This is a genomic window from Arthrobacter sp. UYP4 (genome assembly GCF_057291175.1).
In genome coordinates, this window is the sequence record NZ_JBXAVU010000002.1 from 119953 (window position 1) to 142628 (window position 22676).

Sequence of the window (22676 nt, forward strand, 5' to 3'; positions counted from 1 at the left end):
AGCGTCCCGGCGCGTCCGTCAGTCGATGGCCGCCATGAGTTCCACGACCCGGTCGAGGAACACGTCCACCTGGTTCTCCTCGTAGCCGTCCGCTCCCCTGGCCTCACGGAACACGGCACGGCGGACGACGTCGACGCTCAGGGGCAGATCGTGCTCGAGGTACCGGAGGAGCTCGTCGCAGAGGCGGTCGACGTCCTCGACGGCGTAGCTCGCGCTCCTCGCCTTCGTCGGCCGGCGGAAGCGTTCCCCCGCCGGGCGGTGCAGGCGCCTGCGGAGTACCGCGGCGGTCCGTCCGATCCGGCGGAGCCACGCGTCCTCGCCCTGCGCCGCGATCAGCGCGTCACGTTCCCGCTGCGCGAGAGAGTCCTCGAACCGGTCCAGTGCCGCGTCCACGGCCCGGGGCTCGTACCCGCCCCGCGCGGGGTCGAAGGCCATGGTGCGGATGTCCCTGCTGGTGAGGCCGCCATCGGGCTCGTCCGCGGTGTCCTGCCGGCGCACCGTGGCCAGGAAGCGGTCCACCTGGGCGGTGTCGTAGCCGATCTCCCGGCGTCCCACGCATGCGAACGGGGAGCTACCCGGGCGAGCCACGACCATGCTGTGTTGTCCTTCTCCTGGAACCTGCCGGGGCCCGTGGCCCACCTGGGATGCCGTGGAGCCGACGGCTCCAGGATCCGCCCTCCGGCCCGCGGTTACAGCAATCCCGGTACCAATGTAGCGGACAGCAGGTACGCCACCGGGGACGCGAAGACGATCGAGTCGAGGCGGTCCATCACGCCTCCGTGCCCGGGCAGGATGGTGCCCATGTCCTTGACGCCGAGTTCACGCTTGATCATCGATTCGGCCAGGTCGCCCGCGGTGGCCGATGCCACGATCGCGACGGCGAGGGCCAGCCCGATCCACAGCGGCTGACCGAGCAGGAAGACGGCGCAGAGGCCGCCGACGACGAACGCCCCGCCGATGGACCCGCCGAAGCCCTCCCAGGACTTCTTGGGGCTGATCTTCGGCGCCATGGCGTGCTTGCCGAAGAACGCGCCGATCAGGTAGCCGAACGTGTCGTTCGCGACCACGAGCAGCAGCAGGGTGGCGATGACGAGGAAGCCGCCCTCGGCCCGCATCAGCAGCATCGCGAAGCTGAGCATGAACGGCACCCACAGCACCGTGAAGGTCCCGGCCATGAGGCTCTTCGCGGCATCGGGCGCCGGATCGAGTGCCCGCCACAGGAAGAGTCCGAGCACGGAGAAGACGGCGGCCACGGCCAGGCCCTCCGCCCCGCCGAAGTAGGCCGAGAACGGGAGGACCAGGGCGCCGGCCAGGGTGGGCACCAGGGGGACGCGGATGCGCCGGAGTTCGAGCGCTCGGCAGATCTCCCACACCCCGACCGCTCCGAACAGGGTCACGATGCCCACGAACACGATCGGGAAGAAGAACAGACCCGCCAGGACGGGGACCAGGAGGCCGGCGCCCACACCGATCGCGGCGGGTAGGTTGCGGCCCGCACGCGACGGCTGCCCCGGCTCCCTGATCGGCCGGCGGCGGCGGAACAGGCCGCCCGTCGACCGCCGGTCCCGTCGCGCCGCACGGGTTCCGGCGGTGGAACGCGCCGGGACCTCCGCGTCCGTCGGCGCTGCGCCGGTCGCGACGACGACGGCGCGGGTGTCGTCTGTCCCGGCGGCGGGTCCTGGTGTGTGCCCGCTGCCCGCGCCGGGACGATCGAGGGCTGCCATCAGACCTCGAGCAGCTCGGCTTCCTTGCGCTTCAGCAGCTCGTCGACGAGATCGACGCGGGACTTCGTCAGTGCGTCGAGTTCCTTCTCCGCACGCGAGCCCTCGTCCTCGCCGGAGTCGCCGTCCTTGACCGCCTTGTCGATGCCGTCCTTCGCCTTGCGCCGGATGTTGCGGATGGAGATCTTGGCATCCTCGGCCTTGGTCTTCACCAGCTTCACGTATTCCTTGCGGCGCTCCTGCGTCAGCTCGGGCAGGACCACGCGGATCACGTTGCCGTCGTTGGAGGGGTTCGCGCCGAGGTCGGAGTCGCGCAGGGCCCGCTCGATGTCGTTGAGGGCCGTGCGGTCGAACGGTGTGATGAGCAGGGTGCGGGCTTCCGGGTTCTGGAACGACGCCAGCTGCTGCAGGGGGGTGGGCGCGCCGTAGTACATCACCACCACCTTGGAGAACAGCGACGCATTGGCGCGGCCGGTGCGGACCGTCGCGAAATCGTCCTTTGCAACCTCCACGGCCTTGTCCATCTTGTCGGTGGCTTCCAGCAAGGTCTCTTCGATCACAATGTCTCCTTCGCTCTGCAGTCGGCTGCACGGCAACCGTTCCAGTGGTTCATCCTAGTTCACGGGGGTGCGGTGCCCCGGCGCGGGCAGGGCGTCGTTGCCCCGTCCGCACCGAGCCGCTAGGCGGTGACGATGGTGCCGAGTTTCTCGCCGCGGATGGCCCGGGTCACGTTGCCCTCGCCCTCCATGCCGAACACCACCATGGTCAGGTTGTTGTCCTTGCACATGGTCATCGCGGTCTGGTCCATCACCCGGATGTCCCGTCGCAGGGCCTCGTCGTAGGAGAGGGTGTCGAGCTTCTCCGCCGTCGGGTCCTTGTGCGGATCCGCGGTGTAGACGCCGTCCACCCCGCTCTTCGCCATCAGGACCTCGTCGGCATGCACCTCGAGTGCGCGCTGCGCCGCCACGGTGTCGGTGGAGAAGTAGGGCAGGCCGGCGCCGGCACCGAAGATGACCACGCGGCCCTTCTCGAGGTGGCGGATGGCGCGGCGCGGGATGTACGCCTCGGCGACCTGGCCCATGGTGATGGCGCTCTGGACCCGCGTCTCGACGCCCGCCTGCTCCAGGAAGTCCTGCAGTGCGAGGCAGTTCATCACGGTGCCGAGCATGCCCATGTAGTCGGCGCGCGAGCGGTCCATGCCGCTCTGCGAGAGCTCCGCGCCGCGGAAGAAGTTGCCGCCCCCGACGACGATCGCGACCTCGACGTCGCCGACGGTCGCCGCGATCTGCTTCGACACCGACCGCACGGTCTCGGGGTCCACGCCCAGCTTGCCACCGCCGAAGACCTCGCCCGACAGTTTCAGCAGGACGCGGCGCCGGCCCCCGGTGCCACCCGTCCGTGCAGTGGAAATGGTGTCCATGAAGTGCCTCCCGGGCGTAGTACTGGGGGCCGTGCCTGACCGGACGGCCGCTGGTGCGGGGTGTGGGATGTTGCCGGACCCGTTACAGGATACGGTGCGCCTCCCGGGCGCAGGAAAGGGCGGCCACCTGGAGGCGGCCGCCCTTTCACCGTGCAGGGGCCGAAGGGCTAGGCTCCGACGCGGAACCGCGCGAAGGCCGTGGCCTTGGCGCCGGCGTCCGCGAGGACCGTGGCGACGGACTTCTTCGCGTCCTTGGCGAATGCCTGGTCGACCAGCACACCCTCCTTGAAGAAGCCGGTGAGGCGTCCTTCGACGATCTTCGCCAGGGCCTGCTCGGGCTTGCCCTCGGCGCGTGCGGTCTCGTCGGCGATGCGGCGCTCCGACTCGACGAGCTCGGCGGGGACGTCCTCGCGGGTCAGGTAGGTGGGCGAGTACGCAGCGATGTGCACCGCGACGTCGTGCGCGGCCTCGACGGCCCCGTCCCCGGAACCCTCGACGGCGAAGAGCACGCCGACCTGGGCGGGGAGGTCCTTGGACGTCTTGTGCAGGTAGGCGTCGACGATCTGGCCCTCGACGCGGGCGATGCGACGGACGTCGACCTTCTCGCCGAGGAGCGCACCCGCTTCGATGACGTGCTCGGAGACGGGCTTGCCCTCGAGCTCGAACGCCAGGAGCGTCGCGACGTCGGCTGCACCGGATTCGATCGCGGCGGCGAGCACCTTGTTCGAGAAGTCGATGAACGGGCCGGCCTTCGCGACGAAGTCGGTCTCGCAGTTGACCTCGACCATGACGCCGACGGTGCCGTCGACGCGAGCGGCGACGAGGCCCTCGGCGGTCGAGCGGCCCTCGCGCTTCGTCGCGCCCTTCAGGCCCTTGATGCGGATCAGTTCCAGGGCCTTGTCGGCGTCGCCGTTGGCTTCGTCGAGCGCCTTCTTGACGTCCATCATGCCGGCGCCCGTGCGCTCGCGCAGGGCCTTGATGTCAGCGGCAGTGAAATTTGCCATATGAACTCCTAAGTTGATGTGGATCTACGAAGAGCTTTCGCGGGCCTCGGCCCGGGGTACGGACGTTCCGCGACGAACATCCGCGGAAGATGCGTAAGGGGCGTGGTTTCACCCACACCCCTTACGCACCGGGAACTACTTGGTGTCGTCTGCCGCGGCTTCGGTGACCGGAGCCACTGCTTCGGGGACTTCCTCGGCGATCGGCGCCTGCAGGCCTGCAGGGGCTTCGTCGGCGGCGGGGGCTGCTGCCTCGGGCGCGGCGGTCCCGGCCTCGGGTGCTGCGTCCGCCTCGGGAGCGGTCGCGGCGTCGGCGTTGCCCTGGAGCAGTTCGCGCTCCCACTCGGCCATCGGCTCTTCGGCCGCGGCGGCTTCGGTGCCGTTGGCACGGTTGTTGCGGGCGATGAGGCCCTCGGCCACGGCGTCCGCGATGACCCGGGTGAGCAGGTTGACGGCGCGGATGGCGTCGTCGTTGCCCGGGATCGGGAAGTCGACCTCGTCGGGATCGCAGTTGGTGTCGAGGATCGCGACGACGGGGATGTTGAGCTTCTTGGCCTCGTCGATCGCGAGGTGTTCCTTCTTGGTGTCGACAACCCAGACGACCGAGGGAGCCTTGGTCAGGTTGCGGATACCACCGAGGTTGCTCTGCAGCTTGGTCAGCTCACGCTTGAGGAGCAGGAGCTCCTTCTTGGTGTGGCCCGAACCGGCGACGTCGTCGAAGTCGATCTCTTCGAGTTCCTTCATGCGCTGGATGCGCTTGGAGACCGTCTGGAAGTTGGTGAGCATGCCACCGAGCCAGCGCTGGTTGACGTAGGGCTGGCCGACGCGGGTCGCCTGGTCGGCGATCGCTTCCTGGGCCTGCTTCTTCGTGCCGACGAAGAGGACGGTTCCGCCGTGGGCGACTGTGGCCTTGACGAACTCGTGCGCGCGGTCGATGTAGCCCAGCGACTGCTGGAGATCGATGATGTAGATGCCGTTGCGCTCGGTGAAGATGAACCGCTTCATCTTCGGGTTCCAACGGCGGGTCTGGTGACCGAAGTGGACGCCGCTGTCGAGCAGCTGGCGCATGGTTACGACTGGCATGTCTGCCTTTCTTCAGCTCCGGCTCAGGCGCAGTGCGCTGCCGGCAGCTTGTTGACGGTTGTCTCAGTACCGGCCGGGGTGGCCGATACATCCTGGTGCCTGTCCGTCGTCGTGGACGTCCCCTCCTCCACCGGACTGGACCGGACCGCAGGGCGGGAACTTCGGCGCCCTCGATGGGCACTGAATCGCAGGCACGCGTAGTCAGCCTGGCGGTCCCATGCCGCGACGGTGCCGGGGGCACGAAGGGAGTGGGAGCAGCAGACTGCTGATGCAAGTGTACTACAGGCGCAGGGCCGGATCCGGCTCGGCCGGACGGCCGGACGGCCGGACGGGCGACCGGTCGTCCACATAGACCCCCGGGCCCGTCCGCGCGGACCGGCGCTCCGGCAGGGTCGGGGCATGGACAGCCATCCCCCACCCCCGGGCGCGTCTTCCGCCGGATCACTGCCGGGCAGGCGTGGACGCCGGTCCCGTCGGGCCGGCCGGTCGCGGCTCGCGCTCCTGGCCCTGCTGCTGGCGACCCTGTCGGTAGGCGGCTCCGGTCTTCCCGCCGCCCCGTCGACGGACCGCGCCACTGGCGCACCGTTCGTGCCGGAGTGGGTCTGGCCACTGGAGCCGCCCCCGGAGGTCCGGCGCCCGTTCGAGGAACCTCCGCAGAAGTGGAAGCGCGGCCACCGCGGCGTCGACCTCGTCGCCGGCGGTGCCGGCACCACCATCGTGAGCCCGGCGGACGGCGTCGTGTCCTTCGCCGGGACGGTGGTGGACCGGGGTGTGCTGTCGATCGACCACGGCGACGGCAGGGTCAGCAGCTTCGAGCCCGTCACCACCGGCCTGGGAAAGGGTGAGCGGGTGCGCAGGGGCGACACCGTGGCCATCCTGTCCGGATCCGGCGTCGGCGGACCGGCGGCCGGGCACTGCGGCGACCCCTGCCTGCACTGGGGCGTCCGCGTTTACGGCGACTACGTGGACCCGCTGGCCTTCGTGACGGACCGGCGCCCCTCCGTGCTCCTCCCGCTGCACCGTCGAGCGGCGCGGGCGCGGGCCGAGGACGGCCTAGACGAAGGCGGCCATGCCCGTGATCGCCCGGCCCGCGACGAGCGTGTTGATCTCCTGGGTGCCCTCGTATGAATAGATGGCTTCCGCGTCGGAGAAGATCTTCGCCATCTCGTAGTCCGCGACGATGCCGTTCCCGCCGAGGATGTTGCGCCCGGCCGCGACGCTCTCGCGCATCCGGGCCGTGGTGAAGGCCTTGGCGAGGGCGGACTGCTCGTCCTTGGCCTTGCCCGCGTCCTCGAGCTGGGACAGGCGGACCATCATCCCCATGGAGCTCATCGCGTTGCCGAGGATCTGGACGAGCTGCTGCTGGATGAGCTGGAAACTGGCGATGGGCCGGCCGAACTGCTCGCGCTCCACGGCATAGCGGCGCGCCACGTCGAAGGCGGCGAGCTGCTGGCCCACGGCCTGCCACCCGACGGCGAGCCTCGTGACCTTCAGGACCTTGTTGGTGTCCCGGAAGCTGTTCGCACCCTTGAGGTGGTAGTCGTCGGAGACGACCACGTCGTCGAGCACGATGTCGGCGTTCTCGACGGTGCGCAGCGCGATCTTGTTCTCGATCTTGGTCGAGGTGAATCCGGGGGTGGTGGTGTCCACCAGGAAGCCCTTGACCTGGTTGTCGGCGAGGTCCCGCGCGTAGACGACCACCCAGTCGGAGAAGGTCGCGTTGCCGATCCAGCGCTTGGCGCCGTTCAGGACCCACGAGCCGCCGTCGCGGCGGGCCGTGGTGCGCGTCCCGCCTGCAACGTCGGAGCCACCGAGCGGCTCCGTCAGGCCGAAGGCGCCGATCTTCTTCAGGGCGTAGATGTCCGGGAGCCATTCCCGCTGCTGCTCCGGGGAGGCGAGGGCTTCGATGGATCCGGTGAACAGGCCGTCGTGGACCCCCAGGAAGGTCGCGAACGACGTGTCCGCCCGGGTGAACTCGGCATGGGTGATACCGGCGAAAAGATTCGAGTAGCCCTGCCGGTGGACGGGGCTCACCGGGTCCAGCTCGGCGATCCGGGGGATGAGCTCCTTGGGGAACGCGCCCTGGTTCCACCACCCGACGGCGTGGGGGCGGACCTCGCGGGTGAGCCAGGCGCGGATCTCGGCCAGCCGGGAACGCTCCTTGTCGGACAGCAGGTCCTCGAAGGCGTAGAAGTCGCCGCCCGGGTACGGCAGGTTGTTGACATCGATCGACGTCTTGCTCATCGGATCCCCTCACTCTGGTCGTCGGTGACCAGCACGCTCCACGCTGACGGTGGCGCGCACGCGGCACGCTCTGCACCCTATGTTACCCGTGAGTAACTTAGTGCGCCAGTGAGTCCGACCGGAGCGGACGGGCACCGAACGACGGATGCGCCACCGCCCGGAAGGAGGTGACGCATCGCATCGGTCGTCATCGACCCGAGGGTAGGGCTGCTGGGGCTTGAACCCAGGACAAACGGATTATGAGTCCGCTGCTCTAACCAGCTGAGCTACAGCCCCCAGGAGCACACTGCTCCCGCAACGCCGGTTCCCGGAACTGATACCCGGGCACCGGACGCAGGTCTCATTGTAGGCGGACCGCATCGACCCCGGTGTCCTCGGCGACCGCGGAGCCGCCGGGGAGATCCCCTCCGGGAAGGGTCCCGTAATACAGTCCCTCGAAGGTGGCCAGCGTGACGTCGATGTCGTGCTTGCCCACCAGGGCGCGGCTCGCCGCCCCCATCTTCTGCTGGTCCTCGCGGGACATCTCGAGGATCTCCGTGATGCGCCGACCCAGGTCCGCCGAGTCGCCGGGCGCGAACAGGAATCCGTTCTCGCCGTCGGACACCAGGTGCGGGAGCGCCATGGCGTCGGCGAGCAGGACCGGGGTGGATGCTGACATCGCCTCGAGCGTCACGAGCGACTGCAGCTCGGCGGTACCCGGCTGGCAGAACAGCGACGCACGGATATAGCTCTTGCGCAGTTCGTCGTCGTCGACGAGCCCCCGGAAGGTCACGCGGTCGCTGATGCCCAGCCGGGCCGCCTGCGCCTGCAGCGCGGGCTTCACCTCGCCCCCGCCGACGATCTCGAGGTGGACTTGCAGGTGTTCCGGGGTCCTGGCGACGGCGTCGATCAGCACGTCGACGTGCTTCTCCTCCGCGAGGCGCCCCACGAAGAGGACCGTGGGATGGTCGTGCGGCTCGATGCTCTCGCCCGGCTGGAGCTCGTACGCCGACGAGTCGATCCCGTTGGACACGGGGAGCACCTCGGTCAGGAACGCGTGGTCGTGCATGGCCTTGGCCGCCAGGGGCGTGGGCGTCGTGACGGCGGCCGCCTTGCCCATGACCTTGCCCATGTCCTTCCAGGAGTTCTTCGCGATGACCCTCTTCAGCCACCCGGGGAACGGCAGGAAGGGATTCAGGTTCTCCGGCATGAAGTGGTTGGTGGCCACCACGCGGATGCCCCGCTTCACGGCTTCGTAGAGGGTGTACTCCCCCACCATGTAGTGGCACTGAATGTGCACGACGTCGGGCTGGACCTGGTCGAAGAGCAGGCTGATGTCACGCTTGATCTCCCACGGGTAGCAGATACGCCAGTAGTCGTGCGTGGGGACGCTGTGCGAGCGGAGGCGGTGCACCGTCCAGTGCCCGCCCGGTTCGGTGAAGCTGCGGCCGTTGGAGTCCCGGGGCGCGAGGACGTGCACGTCGTGTCCACGCCCCGTCATGCCCTTCGCCAGCCGGTAGCCGAACTGGGCTGCGCCGTTCACGTTGGGCGGGTACGTGTCCGCCGCGATCAGGATGGTCAGGGGCTTGTAATCAGCCGGGTAACTCACGCGTGGATCCCCTACGTCGGTGTGCTGGACGGAACTGCAACGGGTCTGTCAGCGCTGTCGCTTCACGACATCGGGATGATGGCGGGACAGCGCGATGACCCCCACAATAGCAACGAGGGCCGCCGCGCCCATGCCCAGCGCGGTCACCGTCTGCACGTCCGGCTGGAGTTCGTCGAGGATGGTGATGCCGACGGCGATCCCGACGATCGGGTCGATCACCGTGAGTCCCGCGATCACCAGGTCGGGCGGACCCGTGGCGTAGGCGCTCTGCACGAACCACGATCCGAGGGCCGCTGCCGCGACGAGCGCCACGACGGTCAGGATCGGGACGTTGAACAGGAAACGGCCGTTCGGGTCGAGCAGATGACTCGCGACGACCTTGGTCAGGACGGCCACGAACCCGAACAGCACGCCGGCTCCCAGGATGTAGGCGAAGGCATTGAGGCGGTGCCTGCCGAACACCGCGAGGGAGCCGAAGAGCACGACGGCGGCTCCGAGCAGCAGCACCACGGAGAGTTCCTGCGCGGGATCGATGGCATGGTTCGCCCGCGTGACGTTCACGGCGAGCAGCACGAACAGCGCACTGCCTGCGACGCACGCGCTGATCGCGGCGACCGTCGGCCGGTTGATGCGGATGCCCTGGTCCCGGGAGTTGACGATCGTGGTGATCACGAGCGCTATCGCTCCGATCGGCTGGACCACCGTCAGGCTCGCCAGGGACAGGGCGACGACGTTCAGGGCCGTGCCCGTCCCCAGCAGGAAGAGGCCGAGCAGCCAGCGCGGGTTGGCAAGGAGCCTCGCGAGTCCGGACGAGCTGAGGGACAGGCCGCCCGTGTTCGCCCGGACGGCGCTGCCCTGCCGCTGCGCTCCGAACGCGAGGAAGACCGCGCCGAGCAGCGCGAGCGTGATCGCTAGGACGGGCACGACTGCTGCTCGGCCCGCTCCAGCCGGTACTTTCGATGGGCGGCCCGGAAGTAGGCGACGAACGCGACGAGGTGCAGCACGCACCCGGCCGCGAGCAGCCCCTGCGCCACGGCGAGGATCCAGGCGTGCCCGAATCCCTCGACGCGGTGCAGCAGGAGCAGGGGGGCTCCGACGAGGAGCAGCGCCGTGCGGACCTTTCCGACGGCGGCCACGGGCAGATGCAGAGGGCCGCGGAACAGGACCAGTGCGTTGATGATGAGGATGACGTCGGGGATGACGATGGTCCAGACGAGCCACGCGGGGGCGATGCCGTCCACCACGAAGGTGACCGCGATGACGATCAGTGCGGTGCGGTCCGCCACCGGGTCGAGCCACTTGCCGACGGTCGACACCTGGTTGAAGCGCCGGGCGACGTAGCCGTCCACCCAGTCGGTGGAGCCGACGACCACGAGGGTGAGGACGGCCGCCCCGTAGCGCTGCTGAGCGATGAGGAGGACGAACAGCGGGACGCCGAGGAACCGGACGAGCGTGATGATGTTGGGCAGCGTCCATGCCGTCGAGAGAACAGTCCCCTCGCTGCCGGGCCGTGTCCCGGCCCCGATCAATCGCATCACCCGTGCCTCCCCACCCCATTATGCAGGCCGGCGGCCGCTCTCCTGCGACTCTCCCCGCGTGCTGCGGGTCGGATCACGGGCGGGCGGCCGCCGTCGGATTTGCCTGGTACTACCTGCTGAGGAGCCTGCGCAGCAGCACGAGCAGGGCCGCGACGGAGGCGGCGAGGACGCTCAGCGGCTTCCAGCGGTCGGCGAGGCTCGTGTTGTGGGGCACGTCGCGGCGCACCGCGACGGCGGCGACCGCTCCGTCGCCCTTCGAGCCGTCCGATGCCGCACCGCTCTGGGGCGAGCGGTGCCTGCCCTTGCCGAAACGTGACGCGATGTCCACGCGGGCGCCGAGGGAATCCCGCGCCTCGGCGATGTGGGTGCGGCGCTCGCCCGAGCGGCCGCGCAGTTCCTCGTACGACGGCGTCGGCTCCTTGGGCTTGGTGTCCTTGGCGACATCGTCCTTGCCCGACGTGTCGTCCTTCGGCTTCTTGACGTCCAGGGTCGCGGGGTCGAAGCTGCGGCCCTCCTTCAGCACGCCGAGATCGTAACGGATGCCGCGGATGGCGTCCTGCGGCATCAGCGGGAGCTGCTTCTTCAGGCGCGACACACCGATCAGGGCGAGGATGCCGGCGAGCACGAGGAACAGCAGGGCCACCAGCAGGGCGGCCAGCCAGGCCGGCATGATCTCCGCGAGGCCCATGATGCCGGCGACGACGAGTGCGACGGCGAAGAACAGGACGAGGACGAGTGCGACCACGAGGAACGCGGCGGCGATTCCCGCCTTAATCCCCTTCTGCTTCATCTGCTCGAGGGCGATCGAGAACTCGTCGCTGACCTGTCGCGGCGTCAGGCGTGCCAGGAGCCTGAGGAGTCCAAACAGCGAGAGCGAGCCCGTGGACCGCTTGCCGCGCGTACTAGCCGAGCTGTTCATAGGCCCTGCCTCCATTCGTGTGGATCTTGCTGGAAATTCGCTGAACCAAAATTACCACCGGCCGGCTGCCCGGGTTCCGCCACCCGGCGGCCCTGCTGATGCGGGACCGCAGGGCTCCCGGTGCGCTAGTGCCGGCGCCGTCAGGCGGACGTCAGCTCCGCGTTGTCCTCGAGGTCCTTGCCGGCGAACTCGGGGAGCCTGGTCCGGACGAAGACGAAGGAGAGGACCGCGAAGACCGTGAACGCCGCGTACATCGTCCAGAGGCCGAGGTTCTCGCTGACCCAGGGGAAGGTCAGGGTGACGATGAAGTTGAAGACCCAGTTGACCATCGTGGCGACGCCCAGCGCGATCGACCGGATACGGTTCGGGAACATCTCGCCGAGGGTGACCCACATGACCGGGCCCCACGTGGCCGCGAAGAAGATGACGAAGAGGTTCGCGCCGACGAGCGCGATGGGCCCCCAGGCGCCGGGGAGCGTGATGTCCTCGCCGGATCCGTCGGCCTGCAAAAAGGCGAGAGTCGCGGCGAGGAGCCCGACGGCCATGCCGACCGAACCGATGAGGAGCAGTCTCCGCCGTCCGACGCGGTCGACGAAGAAGATCGCGACGAAGGTCATGGCGACGTTGATGATCGAGGTGATCACGGACGTCGTGAACGAGTCGCCCTCGCTGAAGCCGACCGACTTCCAGAGCGTCGTCGAGTAGTAGAAGATCGCGTTGATGCCCACCAGCTGCTGCAGCGCCGCGATGGCCATGCCGATCCACAGGATGGGCTGCAGGCCGAAGGCCGGCCCGCGGAGGTCGCGGTAGCTCGCCCGGTCCTCGCGCTCGAAGCTCTCCCTGATCTGCCGGATCTTGCCGGTGGTGTCCCCGACTCCGGAGACCCGCGACAGGATACGCGCGGCCTCCTCGTCCCGACCGGCCCGGATGAGGAACTGGGGGGATTCGGGGATGATCAGTGCCAGGACCCCGTAGACGACCGCCGGTACGACGCCGACCAGCAGCATCCAGCGCCAGGCGGACAGTCCCCACCAGAGTTCGCCACCCGCGCCTCCGGCAGCGTTCGCGAGCGAGGCGTCGGACAGCAGGGCCGCGAAGATGCCGATCGTGATGGCCAACTGCTGCACCGATGCCAGTCCGCCCCGCCACTTGGAGGGTGCGATCTCCGCGATGTAGCCGGGGACGATCACCGAGGCGATGCCGATCGCGAGGCCGCCGACGAGGCGCCAGGCCATGAGGTCCCATTCGGAGAAGGCGTAGGCCGAACCGGCGGAGTTGACCGCGAAGAGGATGGCCGCCGCGACCATGACCTTCTTCCGGCCCCACCGGTCGGCGAGGCCTCCGGCGAACCAGGCGCCGGCAGCGCAGCCGAGCAGCGTGATGGCCACCGTGAAGCCGAGGACACTGGCGCTCAGGTCGAAGTCGGCCTGGATGGAGTCCACCGCACCGTTGATGACGGCCGTGTCGAAGCCGAACAGGAGCCCTCCGACGGCGGCCGCGACCGTGATCCCGATGACCCGTGCGAGGTGCCGTGGTGACTGCCCTGTGTCCTGGCCGGTGTCGTTCGCGCTCATGTTCCGTTCTCCCTGCTCGTTCCGTCCTCCTCACCCTACGTCAATCCGAAGCGTGCTTAGCAGCAGTTCGCCAGCGCTCGTACGGGCCCGCCTCCTGCCCGGAGGGTTGACGGGCGGCATAGGATGGCAGGGTCATTGATTCGCCGCAGCAACCAAATACTCCCTTCCGGGAGGCTGGTCGCACAGCAGGGCCGCTCCGCCGTCGTCGCCGGGCCGCCGCCGCGGTCGATGCCGTCCCCGCACCATCACGTCCTCGTCACCCGGCAGCACGTCCCGTTCCGTTAGGCAGCATCTTGAGCACCATTTCCCACCCCGGCGACACCCTCTCCCGCCGCGAGAAGATCATCTACGTCTTCATCCTCGGCACCCTGACGGCCCTCGGCCCCTTCACGATCGACCTCTACCTCCCCGCCTTCCCCGCACTGCGGTCCGACCTCGGCGTCTCCGAGGCCGCGGTCCAGCTGACCCTCACCGGGACGATCATCGGTTTCGCCGGCGGCCAGCTCCTCGTGGGCCCCCTCAGCGACAAGATCGGCCGGCGCCTCCCGCTCATCCTCGCAACCACGCTCCACGTCGGAGCCTCCATCGGTGCGGCGTCCTCGGAGGACATCACCATGCTGATGGTGTTCCGCGTGCTGCAGGGCATCGGCGCGGCAGGCGGCGGCGTGGTGGCGATGGCCATGGTGCGGGACCTCTTCGGCGGCTACACCCTGGTGCGGATGCTCTCCTACATGGCACTCGTCAACGGGATGGCTCCCATCTTCGCCCCGGTGATCGGCTCGCAGCTTCTCCTGCTGTTCCCCTGGCCCGGCATCTTCTGGTTCCTCGCGTGCTACGGCGTGCTCGTGATCCTGGCGGTGTCGCTGTTCATCATCGAGACCCTGCCCCGGGAGAACCGCCGGCGGTCCGGGCTCACGGTCGTGCAGCGCTACCGCGCGGTGCTCGGCGACCGGATCTTCATCGGCATCCTGCTGGTCGGCGGCATGAACTTCTCCGGGCTCTTCTCCTACCTGTCCGCGTCGCCGTTCCTCTTCCAGGGGCCGTACGGGCTGAACGAGCAGCAGTACGGCCTGCTGTTCGCGATCAACTCCCTGGGTATCGTGGCGGGCGTCCAGATCAGCTCGCGCGTCCTCAGGCGCGTCGGTCCGCAGTGGGTGATCGCCATGGCCACCGTGGTGCAGCTGGTCATGGCGCTGCTCATCATCGCCTTCGACCAGTTGGGCCTCGGGTTCTGGGGCACGGCGCTCCCGCTCTGGTTCTACATCATGGCGACGGGCTTCATCTTCCCCTGCGTCCAGGTCCTCGCACTCATCAACAACGGGGCCCAGGCCGGGACGGCCGCCTCGCTGCTCGGCGCGGTGACCTTCGGGACGGCGGGTGTCATCTCCCCCCTCGTCGGCCTGCTGGGCGAGGGCATCGAGTCGGCCACGCCGATGGCGCTGGTCATGGCCGCCTGCATCGCCCTCGCCGTGACGTTCCTCTGGGTCGTCGTCCGCCCGAGGACGGTGCCGGCCCTGCAGTGACGCCGGCCGATGCGTCGCGCTGTGGCGCCCGCATCGTGCGGAGGACACCTGCAGGGCACGGAACGCCGCCGCCCTCCTGCAGCCTGCGCACGGGGCGGGAGGAGGCGGTCAGGCCGCTGCGGACTCCGGTTCCGCGTCCGCAGGCAGTGCCTCTGCCGCCTTGGCGATGTTCCGGGCCATCGCCGTGAAGATGAAGCCGTGGAACGGCAGTACCGCGAGCCAGTAGAGCCTGCCCGAGAGGCCCTGCGGGAAGAAGACCGCCCGCTGGTAGTAGGAACTGCCGGAACCGTCCGGCGCCACCCGGAACTCCAGCCAGGCACGGCCGGGGACCTTCATCTCGGCGCGGAGCCGGAGCCGCTCGCCCCGGACGAGTTCCTCCACCCGCCAGAAGTCGAGCGCCTCCCCGGTGAGGAGTTCCTTCGCGTCGCGTCGGCCACGCCGCAGGCCCACGCCGCCGGCGAGCTTGTCCATCCAACCGCGCGCCGCCCAGCCGACCGGCCAGGAGTACCAGCCGTTCTCACCGCCGATACCCTCGACCACGCTCCACAACTGCTGCGGGGAAGCCGTGGAGCTGTAGGTCTGGACATCCGTGAAGACCGTGTGGCCCGCCCACTGGGGGTCCGAGGGCAGGGGGTCCGCCTCGGTGTCGATCTGCGAGGCGCCGGCCCAGCTCGTCTCCACCTCTCCCCCGCGCATCTTGCCGAGCGCGAGGTCCACCGACCGGCGGTACCCGGTCAGGCCGCCCTCGGGGACGCCGATGTACTGGTCGATGTCGTGTTCGGCGGTGACGGCGTCGTGCTGCAGCGACTCGATGAGCGGCATGGCCATGGCGCGCGGGATGGGCGTGACGAGGTTCACCCAGTGTCCGGCGAGGCGCGGCGTGAGGACCGGCAGGGCCAGGATCTTCCGGCGCGGCAGTCCTGCGGCCTCCGCGTACTGGTTCATCATCTCGGCGTAGGTCAGGACCTCCCGTGACCCGATGTCGAACGTCCGGTTCAGGTCCTCGGCGAGGTCGAGTGCGCCGACGAGGTAGTGGATGACGTCGCGGACCGCGATCGGCTCGATGTGGTTCAGGACCCACTTCGGCGCGGGCATCACGGGCAGGACGTCGGAGAGGTGGCGGATCATCTCGAAGGACGCCGAGCCGGACCCGATGACGACACCGGCCTGGAAGGCGACGGTCGGTGTGCCGGACTCGAGGAGGATCCTGCCCACCTGGGTGCGCGAGCGCATGTGGGTGGACAGCTCGACGCCGTCGGGGTGCAGGCCGCCGAGGTAGACGATGCGACGGACACCGGCCTCGGTGGCCGCTCGGGCGACCGTGGCCGCGATGTCGGCCTCACGCCGGTCGAAGTTCCGCCCCGAGCCCATCGAGTGGACCAGGTAGTAGAGGGTGTCCACGCCCTGGCTCGCCTGCCGCATGGTGTCGACGTCCTGCAGGTCACCCTGCACGATGTCCACGGAGCCGGCCCAGGGGACGTCCTTGAGCTTCTGCGGCGACCGGACGATCACGCGCACGCGGCGCCCCTCGGCGACGAGTTTGGTGACGAGCCGCCCGCCGATGTATCCCGTTGCTCCGGTAACCAGGATGAGCTTGCCCGCGTTGTCCATGGGCACAGCCTACGCTCGCCCCCTGACAGCCTCCTGGCCGGTAGCCCGTAGGGGTCCACGCCCGGCCGCCTCCGCGGCAGGTCTGTCCGCGCGCCACGGGCGGGCGGGCAAGAAGAATGCCCCTGACCCGTGTTTCCACAGGTCAGGGGCATATTTGCTCCTCCGACTGGACTTGAACCAGTAACCCTTCGATTAACAGTCGAATGCTCTGCCAATTGAGCTACGGAGGAAAGCGCGAGTACTACTTTACATAGCTTCCGGGGGGAAGTGAAATCGGGGCCGGCTCACTCCTCGCGGAGCTGCCGCCGCTGCATCTCGAGCTCCATCAGGTCGCGTTGCAGCTGGTTGTAGAGGGCCGGGTCGGCCGCGGGATCCATGCGCTGGAGCTGCCCGAGCTTCTCGGCCTTCTGCTGCGTGATCCGCAGCTCGGTCAGCCGGTTCAGGATGTCGCGGCAGTACATCACCATGGCGTCGGCGTCCTTCGCCGGCAGGGGCCGGACGGCCAGCTCGCTGACGAGGGGACGCAGGACGTCCGGGACGCCCTCCCGCACCGACTCCACCCATCGCGACAGCTCCGCACCCGCCGCCCCCGCCGCGAGGACGGCGTTGTGCAGCGCCTCGTAGACCGGGACGGTGAAGCGGGACGTGGAGAAGCTCTCCCACTGCGCCGCAGTGAGGAGGGTGGGTTGCTGGAGCACCACCTCGAGCGCCTCCCGCTCCATCCGGGCGATGGGATCCCGCGGATCGGGCCGCTCGAAGTACGGCTCGCCCGGGGTGGCGGACGCCACGGACGCGGGGGAACCCGACGCGGCGCCGGCGGGGTCCGTCGGCCCGGACCCCGCACCGCCCTGCTGCCCCGGGTTCCCCTGCCCGCTCTGCTGACGGCCGTTGGACGTGTGCCCGGAGCTGCCCTCGCGGCGTGCCGCGGCGGCCACAGCACGGGCCACCTGGTCCTCGCCGACGTACTGCATGCCGAGCCAGCGCGAGAGCTCACGGGTGTACGTGGACCGCAGCGACACGTCGCGGATCTGGGCGACGATCGGGGCGGCATGGCGCAGGGCCTTCACCTGGCCCTCGCCCGAGGAGAGGTCGAAGTTCCCGAAGGACGCCTTGATGGCGAACTCGAACAGGGGACGGCGGTCGGCGATGAGGGCGCGCACGGCGTCGTCGCCGCGGGTCTGGCGCAGCTCGCACGGGTCGGCTCCGGACGCCTCCACGGCGACGTAGGTCTGGGAGTTGAACCGCTGGTCCTCCTCGAAGGCACGCAGCGCCGCCTTCTGGCCCGCCGCGTCGCCGTCGAACGTGAAGATCACCTCGCCCCCGGTGCCGTCGTCGGACAGGAGCCTGCGGGCGATCTTGATGTGGTCGGTGCCGAAGGCCGTGCCGCAGGTCGCGACGGCGGTGGCGACCCCGGCCAGGTGGCATGCCATGACGTCGGTGTACCCCTCGACGACGACGAGCTGCCGGTTCTTGGCGATCTCCCGCTTGGCGAGGTCGATGCCGTACAGCACCTGGGACTTCTTGTAGAGGGAGGTCTCGGGGGTGTTGAGGTACTTCGGCCCCTGGTCGTCCTCGTAGAGCTTCCGCGCCCCGAACCCGACGGTGTCACCGGTGATGTCGCGGATCGGCCAGATGAGGCGTCCGCGGAAACGGTCGTAGAACCGGCCGGGATTGCTCGAGGAAGCGCTGAACATGCCGGTCAGCTTCAGCTCGTCGAGGGTGAAGCCCCGCCCGGTGAGGTGGTTCAGGAGCGTGTCCCACCCCTGCGGCGCGTAGCCGACGCCGAACTGCTCCGCGGCAGCGCGGTCGAAGCCGCGCTCCTGCAGGAACTGCCGGGCCGTGGCGGCCGCCGGGGCGAGGAGCTGGTCGCGGTAGAACTCCGCCGCGATCTTGTGGGCGTCGAGCAGTCGCTGCCGCCTGCCCACGTCCTCGCGGCGGGGCCCGGTGCCGCCGTCCTCGTAGTGCAGTTCGAAGCCGATGCGTGCGGCGAGCTTCTCGACGGTCTCGCTGAAGGACGTGTGGTCCAGCTTCTGCACGAAGGAGATGACGTCGCCGCCCTCACCACAGCCGAAGCAGTGGTAGGAACCCATCTGCGGACGGACGTGGAAGGACGGGGACCGCTCGTCGTGGAAGGGACACAGCCCCTTCCACGAGCCGATCCCCGCGGACTTCAGGGTGACGTAGGCGTCGACCACTTCCTTGATGTCGGTGCGCTGGCGTACCTCATCGATGTCTTCCCGCTTGATGAGTCCGGCCATGGAACCCAGTTTAGGCCCGCCCCACCGACACCCTGACCGGCACGGGAGGGGACGTGCGCAACGCCTCGCCGCGTCCCGGCCGCACCGCGGCCCCTGCCCCGCCTACCAGAGGGCCGGGACCGGGCCGACGATGCGCTCGTGCAGGCCGAGCGCCGAGGCGTCCGTCAGGGAGGCCACCTGGTCGATGACGACGCGCAGGCGGGCGTCGTCGTCCGGTGCACCGCGCCAGTCGGCCGCGAACATCGGCTCGAGGGAGCGGTCGCCGTCGGCGTGGATCTGCGCGACGAGGGACGCGAGGATCTCCCGCTGGCGCTCGTACAGCGGCTGGCGGTGGTCGGTGGTCATGACGTAGGTCGTCGCGAGGCCCTTCATCACGGCGATCTCCATGATGGTCTCCTCCGGCACCACCATCTCCGCGTTGTAGCGGGTCAGCGGATCCGGTCCGTAGATGGAGCGCGTGGACTGCATGGCGCTCTGGCAGAAGCGGCCGATCAACTGGCTGGTCATGTTCTTCAGGGCAGCCATCGACCGCCGTGTGCCGTCCGCCTCGCGGACCCAGACGGGCGTCCGTTCCAGGCGTGCCAGCGCCGCGTCGACGGCCGCCGGGTCACTGCCGGGGAGGTACCACTGCTGGGTGTAGCCCACCACGCGGGCGCGGGCGTCCGCGCTGTCCATCCACTTCAGCTGCAGGTGCCCGGCGACGATCGCGTCCTCGACGTCGTGCACGGAGTAGGAGATGTCGTCGGCGAGGTCCATGACCTGCGCCTCGAGGCACGACCGGCCCTCGGGGGCACCGTGGCGCAGCCACTCGAAGACCGGCAGGTCGTCGTCGTACGCACCGAACTTGGTGGTGCGCTGGCCCCCGATCACGGGTGCCGACGAGGCGGCCCACGGGTACTTGCAGGAGGCGTCCAGGCTGGCCCGGGTCAGGTTGAGGCCCGCCGGGCCGCCGTCGGGCGCGAGGACCTTCGGCTCGAGGCGTGTGAGGAGGCGCAGGGTCTGGGCGTTGCCCTCGAACCCGCCGATGCCGTGGGCGATGTCGTTGAGGGCGGACTCCCCGTTGTGGCCGAAGGGCGGGTGCCCGAGATCGTGGGCCAGGCACGCGGTGTCCACGATGTCGGGGTCGCACCCCAGGGTCCTGCCGAGCTCGCGGCCGACCTGCGCGACCTCGAGGGAATGGGTCAGGCGCGTGCGCACGAAGTCGTCGGTGTCCGGAGCGACCACCTGTGTCTTGGCACCGAGGCGGCGCAGCGCCGAGGAGTGCAGCACGCGGGCGCGGTCCCGTTCGAAGTCGGTCCGGTGCGAGCTCTTGGGCGGCTCCTCCACCCACCGCGCGGTGTCGGCGACGGCGTAGCCGGTGGCGTGCTGTTCGGGGAAGCTCATGATGCCTTTCTAGCGCAACGATCGGGAAGTGGCCCGGGGGCGTGCGCCGTTGTGGATCGGGCGGGGCGGGCGGGAGCCCGGATCAGCCGCCGGAGACGTCCACCTCGGCGGCGGCGATGTCGGCCTGCTGTGCTGCGTCCAGGACGCGGCCGTCGAGCCAGTGCTCGGGCAGCGCGGTCCTCTTCGGGGACCCTGCGCGGCCGCGGGGCCCCTCGGCGTCCGGGCCCGGGTACGGCGAATCCTTGTCGAGCTCGTCGAGCAGCCCGCGCAGGACCTCGAGGGTGGGCACCGTGGCCAGCTTGGCGCGCAGTTCCCCACCCACGACGTAGCCCTTGAAGTACCAGGCCATGTGCTTGCGGATGTCCCGCAGCCCCATCATCTCGCTGCCGAAGGTCTCCACGAGGAGCTCCGCGTGCCGGTAGACGGTGTCCGCGACCTGCCCCAGCCCCGGCCGGTACCGGTCCGCGCTGCCCTCGAAGGCGTGGCGGAGGTCGCCGAAGAGCCACGGACGGCCCTGGCAGCCGCGGCCGATGACGACGCCGTCGACGCCGGTCTGCCGCACCATGCGCACGGCGTCCTCGGCACTCCAGATGTCCCCGTTGCCGAGGACGGGGATGTCCGGCAGGGCCTCGCGCAGCTCGGCGATCGCGTTCCAGTCGGCCGTGCCCGAGTAGAACTGGGACGCGGTGCGCCCATGCAGGGCGACGGCGGCGACGCCGCTGTCCCGGGCGATCCTGCCGGCCTCGCGGAACGTCAGGTGGTCCTCGTCGATGCCCTTGCGCATCTTGATGGTGAGGGGCACGTTCCCCTTCGACGCCTCCCGCACGGCGGTCTGCACGATGCCCGTGAAGAGGTCGAGCTTCCAGGGCAGGGCCGCTCCCCCGCCCTTGCGGGTGACCTTCGGGACGGGGCAGCCGAAGTTGAGGTCGATGTGGTCGGCGCGGTCCTCCTCGACCAGGAGGCGCACCGCGGCCCCCACGGTCTTCGGGTCGACGCCGTACAGCTGCACCGAGCGCACCTTCTCGTCGTCGTCGTGCGAGATGATGCGCATCGACTCCGGGCTGCGCTCCACGAGCGCGCGGGAGGTCACCATCTCGGACACGTAGAGCCCGCCGCCGTACTCGCGGCACAGCCGGCGGAACGCCTTGTTGGTGATGCCTGCCATCGGGGCGAGGATCACCGGCGTGTCCACGGTGATGCCGCCCAGGGCGAGCGGGGGCAGGTCGAGCTTCAGGGCGCCGTCGGCTGCCTCGGGCAGCGCAGCCGCGGGGTCGCCGTAGCCGGGATCGCCGGAGGGGACGGGGAGGGTGGTTACTGCGGTCACCCCTCCATTGTCGCAAGGCGCCGCAAATCCGGTGGCGGTGTCCGCTGTGCGCCTGCGCTCCCGGGCGGCCTTCCGCCAGGCGTTCGTCATGCGTCCTGCTCCGCCGCCCGGCGGGCACTCCGCTCGCCGAGCCCCACGAGGCGCCCGCCCGGCGGCAGCGTCCCCGCTCCCGCCGCGAGGACCGCCGGCGTCGTCCCGCTCCCGGCCGGGCCGTCGCCCGATCCACCATCCGCCGTCCTCGGCCCGACCGCCTTCACCACCAGCACCGCGATCGCGGTGGTGAGCGGGATGGCGAGGACGAGACCGATCGAACCCACCAGGGTGCGCACCACTTCTTCCGCCAGTTCGCCACTGGTGAGGGTGTCGAGGAGGGCACGGTCGTAGAGGGAGACGAGGATCAGCACGGGCAGCGCCGCCCCGGCGTAGGCGAACGCGATCGTGTAGACCGTCGAGGCGATGTGGTCGCGCCCGATCCTCATGGCGGAGGCGAAGAGGCGGCGCCCGGAGGTGTTCGGCGCGAGCTCGTGGAGCTCCCACACGGAGGAGGACTGCGTGATGGTGACGTCGTTGAGCACTCCGAGGCCCGAGATGATCAGGCCGCACAGGATGATCGAGGAGATGGACAGCTCGTCGGACGCGTTGACGAGCGTGTACGCGTTCTCGTCCCCCACACCCGTCAGGTGGGCGGCGTCCGTGGTCCAGGCGGCGAGGGCCGCGGTGACACCGAGGCCGAAGACCGTCCCGAGCAGCGCCGTGGAGGTCCGGGCGGAGACGCCGTGCGCGAAGTAGAGCACGCCGTACATGATCACCACGGATCCCACGAGCCCGAGCAGCAGGGGCGGCTTGCCCTCGACGAGCCCGGGCAGGACGAACTGCGCGAGGATCACGAGCGCACCGACGAGGCCGATCATGGCTCGCAGGCCGCGCCAGCGTGCCACCGCGACCACGACGACGGCGTACCCGACGGCGAGCGCGACGATCGGCACCGAGCGGACGAAGTCGACGAACACGTACGGTGCGGCTCCGCCCTGGAGGACGTTCGCGAGGTTCAGGTAGCGGATCTCGTCGCCCGCCTCGACCGCATTGGTCCTCGCCAGCTCCGGCGTCACCTCGACGGGGACGAGGTCGCCGCCGAGCGCGGGCTGCGTGTCGGCGATGGTGCAGATCTGCGCGGTGCCGCCCGCGTCCACGGTGGGCCGGGAGGAGGGACAGTCCCCTTCGCGGACGGCCAGGACGGTCCCGCGGTCGAAACTGACCCCCTCCGCCGTGGCATACGGGTTCGCGACCGACAGGGACGTGCGGTCTCCGCTCGGCCAGAGCAGCACCATCGCGATGAGGGTGATCACCCCGAGCGGTACGAGGAGACCCGAGAGCAGCAGGGTCGCCCGCCGCCGCGTGGCGATCGCGGAGGCCGACGGCTCGGCATTCCCGGTGGTATGGAGGTGGCTGGAGCCCACGGATGTCCCTCGGCTGGAATCGGTTCGAACGG

The 22676-nt window shown here is 69.7% G+C and carries 19 protein-coding genes and 2 tRNA genes; 2 read left to right on the forward strand and 19 right to left on the reverse strand.

Annotation, left to right across the window (positions count from 1 at the left end; genetic code table 11):
• Positions 1–18: 18 nt before the first annotated feature.
• The 6 genes from AC0Z9V_RS09390 to rpsB all read right to left on the reverse strand — a co-directional run bounded on the left by AC0Z9V_RS09390 (position 19) and on the right by rpsB (position 5225).
• Positions 19–594, reverse strand: coding sequence for a DivIVA domain-containing protein (locus AC0Z9V_RS09390; RefSeq protein WP_485141346.1), 576 nt, complete (start codon positions 592–594; stop codon positions 19–21).
• 95 nt (positions 595–689) lie between these two features.
• The gene (locus tag AC0Z9V_RS09395; protein ID WP_485141347.1) at positions 690–1724 is read right to left on the reverse strand and encodes a phosphatidate cytidylyltransferase; all 1035 of its coding nucleotides are present in this window, start codon (positions 1722–1724) and stop codon (positions 690–692) included.
• The gene (gene frr, locus AC0Z9V_RS09400) at positions 1724–2281 is read right to left on the reverse strand and encodes a ribosome recycling factor (RefSeq protein ID WP_133082166.1); all 558 of its coding nucleotides are present in this window, start codon (positions 2279–2281) and stop codon (positions 1724–1726) included. Before frr ends, AC0Z9V_RS09395 begins: the two co-directional genes overlap by 1 nt.
• A 119-nt stretch (positions 2282–2400) precedes the next feature.
• Positions 2401–3141: a UMP kinase gene (pyrH, locus tag AC0Z9V_RS09405; protein WP_133082165.1), complete on the reverse strand. Its 741-nt coding sequence runs from the start codon at positions 3139–3141 to the stop codon at positions 2401–2403.
• A gap of 167 nt (positions 3142–3308) precedes the next feature.
• Positions 3309–4145, reverse strand: a complete 837-nt coding sequence (tsf, locus tag AC0Z9V_RS09410; protein WP_208740762.1) for a translation elongation factor Ts — start codon at positions 4143–4145, stop codon at positions 3309–3311.
• A gap of 135 nt (positions 4146–4280) precedes the next feature.
• A complete protein-coding gene (rpsB, locus tag AC0Z9V_RS09415; RefSeq protein ID WP_133082163.1) occupies positions 4281–5225 on the reverse strand; it encodes a 30S ribosomal protein S2 in 945 nt (314 codons plus the stop codon).
• A gap of 399 nt (positions 5226–5624) precedes the next feature.
• Here rpsB and AC0Z9V_RS09420 point away from each other — a divergent pair, with 399 nt between their 5' ends.
• Positions 5625–6353 (forward strand): M23 family metallopeptidase, encoded by a 729-nt coding sequence (locus AC0Z9V_RS09420; RefSeq protein WP_485141348.1) that lies wholly within the window; start codon positions 5625–5627, stop codon positions 6351–6353.
• On the opposite strand, the gene AC0Z9V_RS09425 is transcribed toward AC0Z9V_RS09420, so the two are convergent.
• From AC0Z9V_RS09425 to AC0Z9V_RS09455, 7 genes are all read right to left on the reverse strand, one after another.
• Positions 6279–7469, reverse strand: coding sequence for an acyl-CoA dehydrogenase family protein (locus AC0Z9V_RS09425; RefSeq protein ID WP_208740760.1), 1191 nt, complete (start codon positions 7467–7469; stop codon positions 6279–6281). The two genes, AC0Z9V_RS09420 and AC0Z9V_RS09425, sit on opposite strands and share 75 nt — an antisense overlap.
• Positions 7470–7671: 202 nt before the next feature.
• Positions 7672–7745: transfer RNA gene (locus AC0Z9V_RS09430), tRNA-Ile, on the reverse strand.
• A 64-nt stretch (positions 7746–7809) separates the two neighbouring features.
• On the reverse strand, positions 7810–9057 hold the full coding sequence (locus tag AC0Z9V_RS09435) for a glycosyltransferase (RefSeq protein WP_485141349.1): 1248 nt from the start codon (positions 9055–9057) through the stop codon (positions 7810–7812).
• A 48-nt stretch (positions 9058–9105) separates the two neighbouring features.
• The gene (locus tag AC0Z9V_RS09440; RefSeq protein ID WP_485141350.1) at positions 9106–9981 is read right to left on the reverse strand and encodes a DMT family transporter; all 876 of its coding nucleotides are present in this window, start codon (positions 9979–9981) and stop codon (positions 9106–9108) included.
• Complete coding sequence (locus AC0Z9V_RS09445) at positions 9969–10592, reverse strand: CDP-alcohol phosphatidyltransferase family protein (protein ID WP_485141674.1); 624 nt, start codon at positions 10590–10592, stop codon at positions 9969–9971. The genes AC0Z9V_RS09440 and AC0Z9V_RS09445 overlap by 13 nt, the downstream gene beginning before the upstream one ends.
• Before the next feature lie 112 nt (positions 10593–10704).
• Positions 10705–11514 (reverse strand): phage holin family protein, encoded by an 810-nt coding sequence (locus tag AC0Z9V_RS09450; RefSeq protein WP_485141351.1) that lies wholly within the window; start codon positions 11512–11514, stop codon positions 10705–10707.
• A gap of 140 nt (positions 11515–11654) precedes the next feature.
• Positions 11655–13088, reverse strand: a complete 1434-nt coding sequence (locus tag AC0Z9V_RS09455; RefSeq protein ID WP_485141352.1) for a sugar porter family MFS transporter — start codon at positions 13086–13088, stop codon at positions 11655–11657.
• Between the two features lie 293 nt (positions 13089–13381).
• Here AC0Z9V_RS09455 and AC0Z9V_RS09460 point away from each other — a divergent pair, with 293 nt between their 5' ends.
• Entirely contained in the window at positions 13382–14611 is a 1230-nt protein-coding gene (locus AC0Z9V_RS09460) for a multidrug effflux MFS transporter (RefSeq protein WP_133082157.1), read from the forward strand.
• A 108-nt stretch (positions 14612–14719) separates the two neighbouring features.
• On the opposite strand, the gene AC0Z9V_RS09465 is transcribed toward AC0Z9V_RS09460, so the two are convergent.
• From AC0Z9V_RS09465 to AC0Z9V_RS09490, 6 genes are all read right to left on the reverse strand, one after another.
• The gene (locus AC0Z9V_RS09465; RefSeq protein WP_485141353.1) at positions 14720–16222 is read right to left on the reverse strand and encodes an SDR family oxidoreductase; all 1503 of its coding nucleotides are present in this window, start codon (positions 16220–16222) and stop codon (positions 14720–14722) included.
• Positions 16223–16379: 157 nt separating this feature from the next.
• Positions 16380–16452, reverse strand: a tRNA-Asn gene (locus AC0Z9V_RS09470).
• Between the two features lie 54 nt (positions 16453–16506).
• On the reverse strand, positions 16507–18480 hold the full coding sequence (gene dnaG / locus AC0Z9V_RS09475) for a DNA primase (protein ID WP_485141354.1): 1974 nt from the start codon (positions 18478–18480) through the stop codon (positions 16507–16509).
• Between the two features lie 102 nt (positions 18481–18582).
• A complete protein-coding gene (locus tag AC0Z9V_RS09480; RefSeq protein WP_133082154.1) occupies positions 18583–19863 on the reverse strand; it encodes a deoxyguanosinetriphosphate triphosphohydrolase in 1281 nt (426 codons plus the stop codon).
• 82 nt (positions 19864–19945) lie between these two features.
• Positions 19946–21187, reverse strand: coding sequence for a tRNA dihydrouridine synthase DusB (dusB, locus tag AC0Z9V_RS09485; protein WP_459269233.1), 1242 nt, complete (start codon positions 21185–21187; stop codon positions 19946–19948).
• Positions 21188–21273: 86 nt separating this feature from the next.
• Positions 21274–22644, reverse strand: coding sequence for a YibE/F family protein (locus tag AC0Z9V_RS09490; RefSeq protein WP_485141355.1), 1371 nt, complete (start codon positions 22642–22644; stop codon positions 21274–21276).
• Positions 22645–22676 lie beyond the last annotated feature (32 nt).

Excerpts from the sequence above, each read along its gene's own strand:
- AC0Z9V_RS09390 (WP_485141346.1), bottom strand. The coding sequence starts at position 594 with ATGGTCGTGGCTCGCCCGGGTAGCTCCCCGTTCGCATGCGTGGGACGC.
- AC0Z9V_RS09395 (WP_485141347.1), bottom strand. The coding sequence starts at position 1,724 with ATGGCAGCCCTCGATCGTCCCGGCGCGGGCAGCGGGCACACACCAGGA.
- pyrH (WP_133082165.1), bottom strand. The coding sequence starts at position 3,141 with ATGGACACCATTTCCACTGCACGGACGGGTGGCACCGGGGGCCGGCGC.
- tsf (WP_208740762.1), bottom strand. The coding sequence starts at position 4,145 with ATGGCAAATTTCACTGCCGCTGACATCAAGGCCCTGCGCGAGCGCACG.
- rpsB (WP_133082163.1), bottom strand. The coding sequence starts at position 5,225 with ATGCCAGTCGTAACCATGCGCCAGCTGCTCGACAGCGGCGTCCACTTC.
- AC0Z9V_RS09420 (WP_485141348.1), top strand. The coding sequence starts at position 5,625 with ATGGACAGCCATCCCCCACCCCCGGGCGCGTCTTCCGCCGGATCACTG.
- AC0Z9V_RS09425 (WP_208740760.1), bottom strand. The coding sequence starts at position 7,469 with ATGAGCAAGACGTCGATCGATGTCAACAACCTGCCGTACCCGGGCGGC.
- AC0Z9V_RS09445 (WP_485141674.1), bottom strand. The coding sequence starts at position 10,592 with ATGCGATTGATCGGGGCCGGGACACGGCCCGGCAGCGAGGGGACTGTT.
- AC0Z9V_RS09450 (WP_485141351.1), bottom strand. The coding sequence starts at position 11,514 with ATGAACAGCTCGGCTAGTACGCGCGGCAAGCGGTCCACGGGCTCGCTC.
- AC0Z9V_RS09455 (WP_485141352.1), bottom strand. The coding sequence starts at position 13,088 with ATGAGCGCGAACGACACCGGCCAGGACACAGGGCAGTCACCACGGCAC.
- AC0Z9V_RS09465 (WP_485141353.1), bottom strand. The coding sequence starts at position 16,222 with ATGGACAACGCGGGCAAGCTCATCCTGGTTACCGGAGCAACGGGATAC.
- dnaG (WP_485141354.1), bottom strand. The coding sequence starts at position 18,480 with ATGGCCGGACTCATCAAGCGGGAAGACATCGATGAGGTACGCCAGCGC.
- AC0Z9V_RS09480 (WP_133082154.1), bottom strand. The coding sequence starts at position 19,863 with ATGAGCTTCCCCGAACAGCACGCCACCGGCTACGCCGTCGCCGACACC.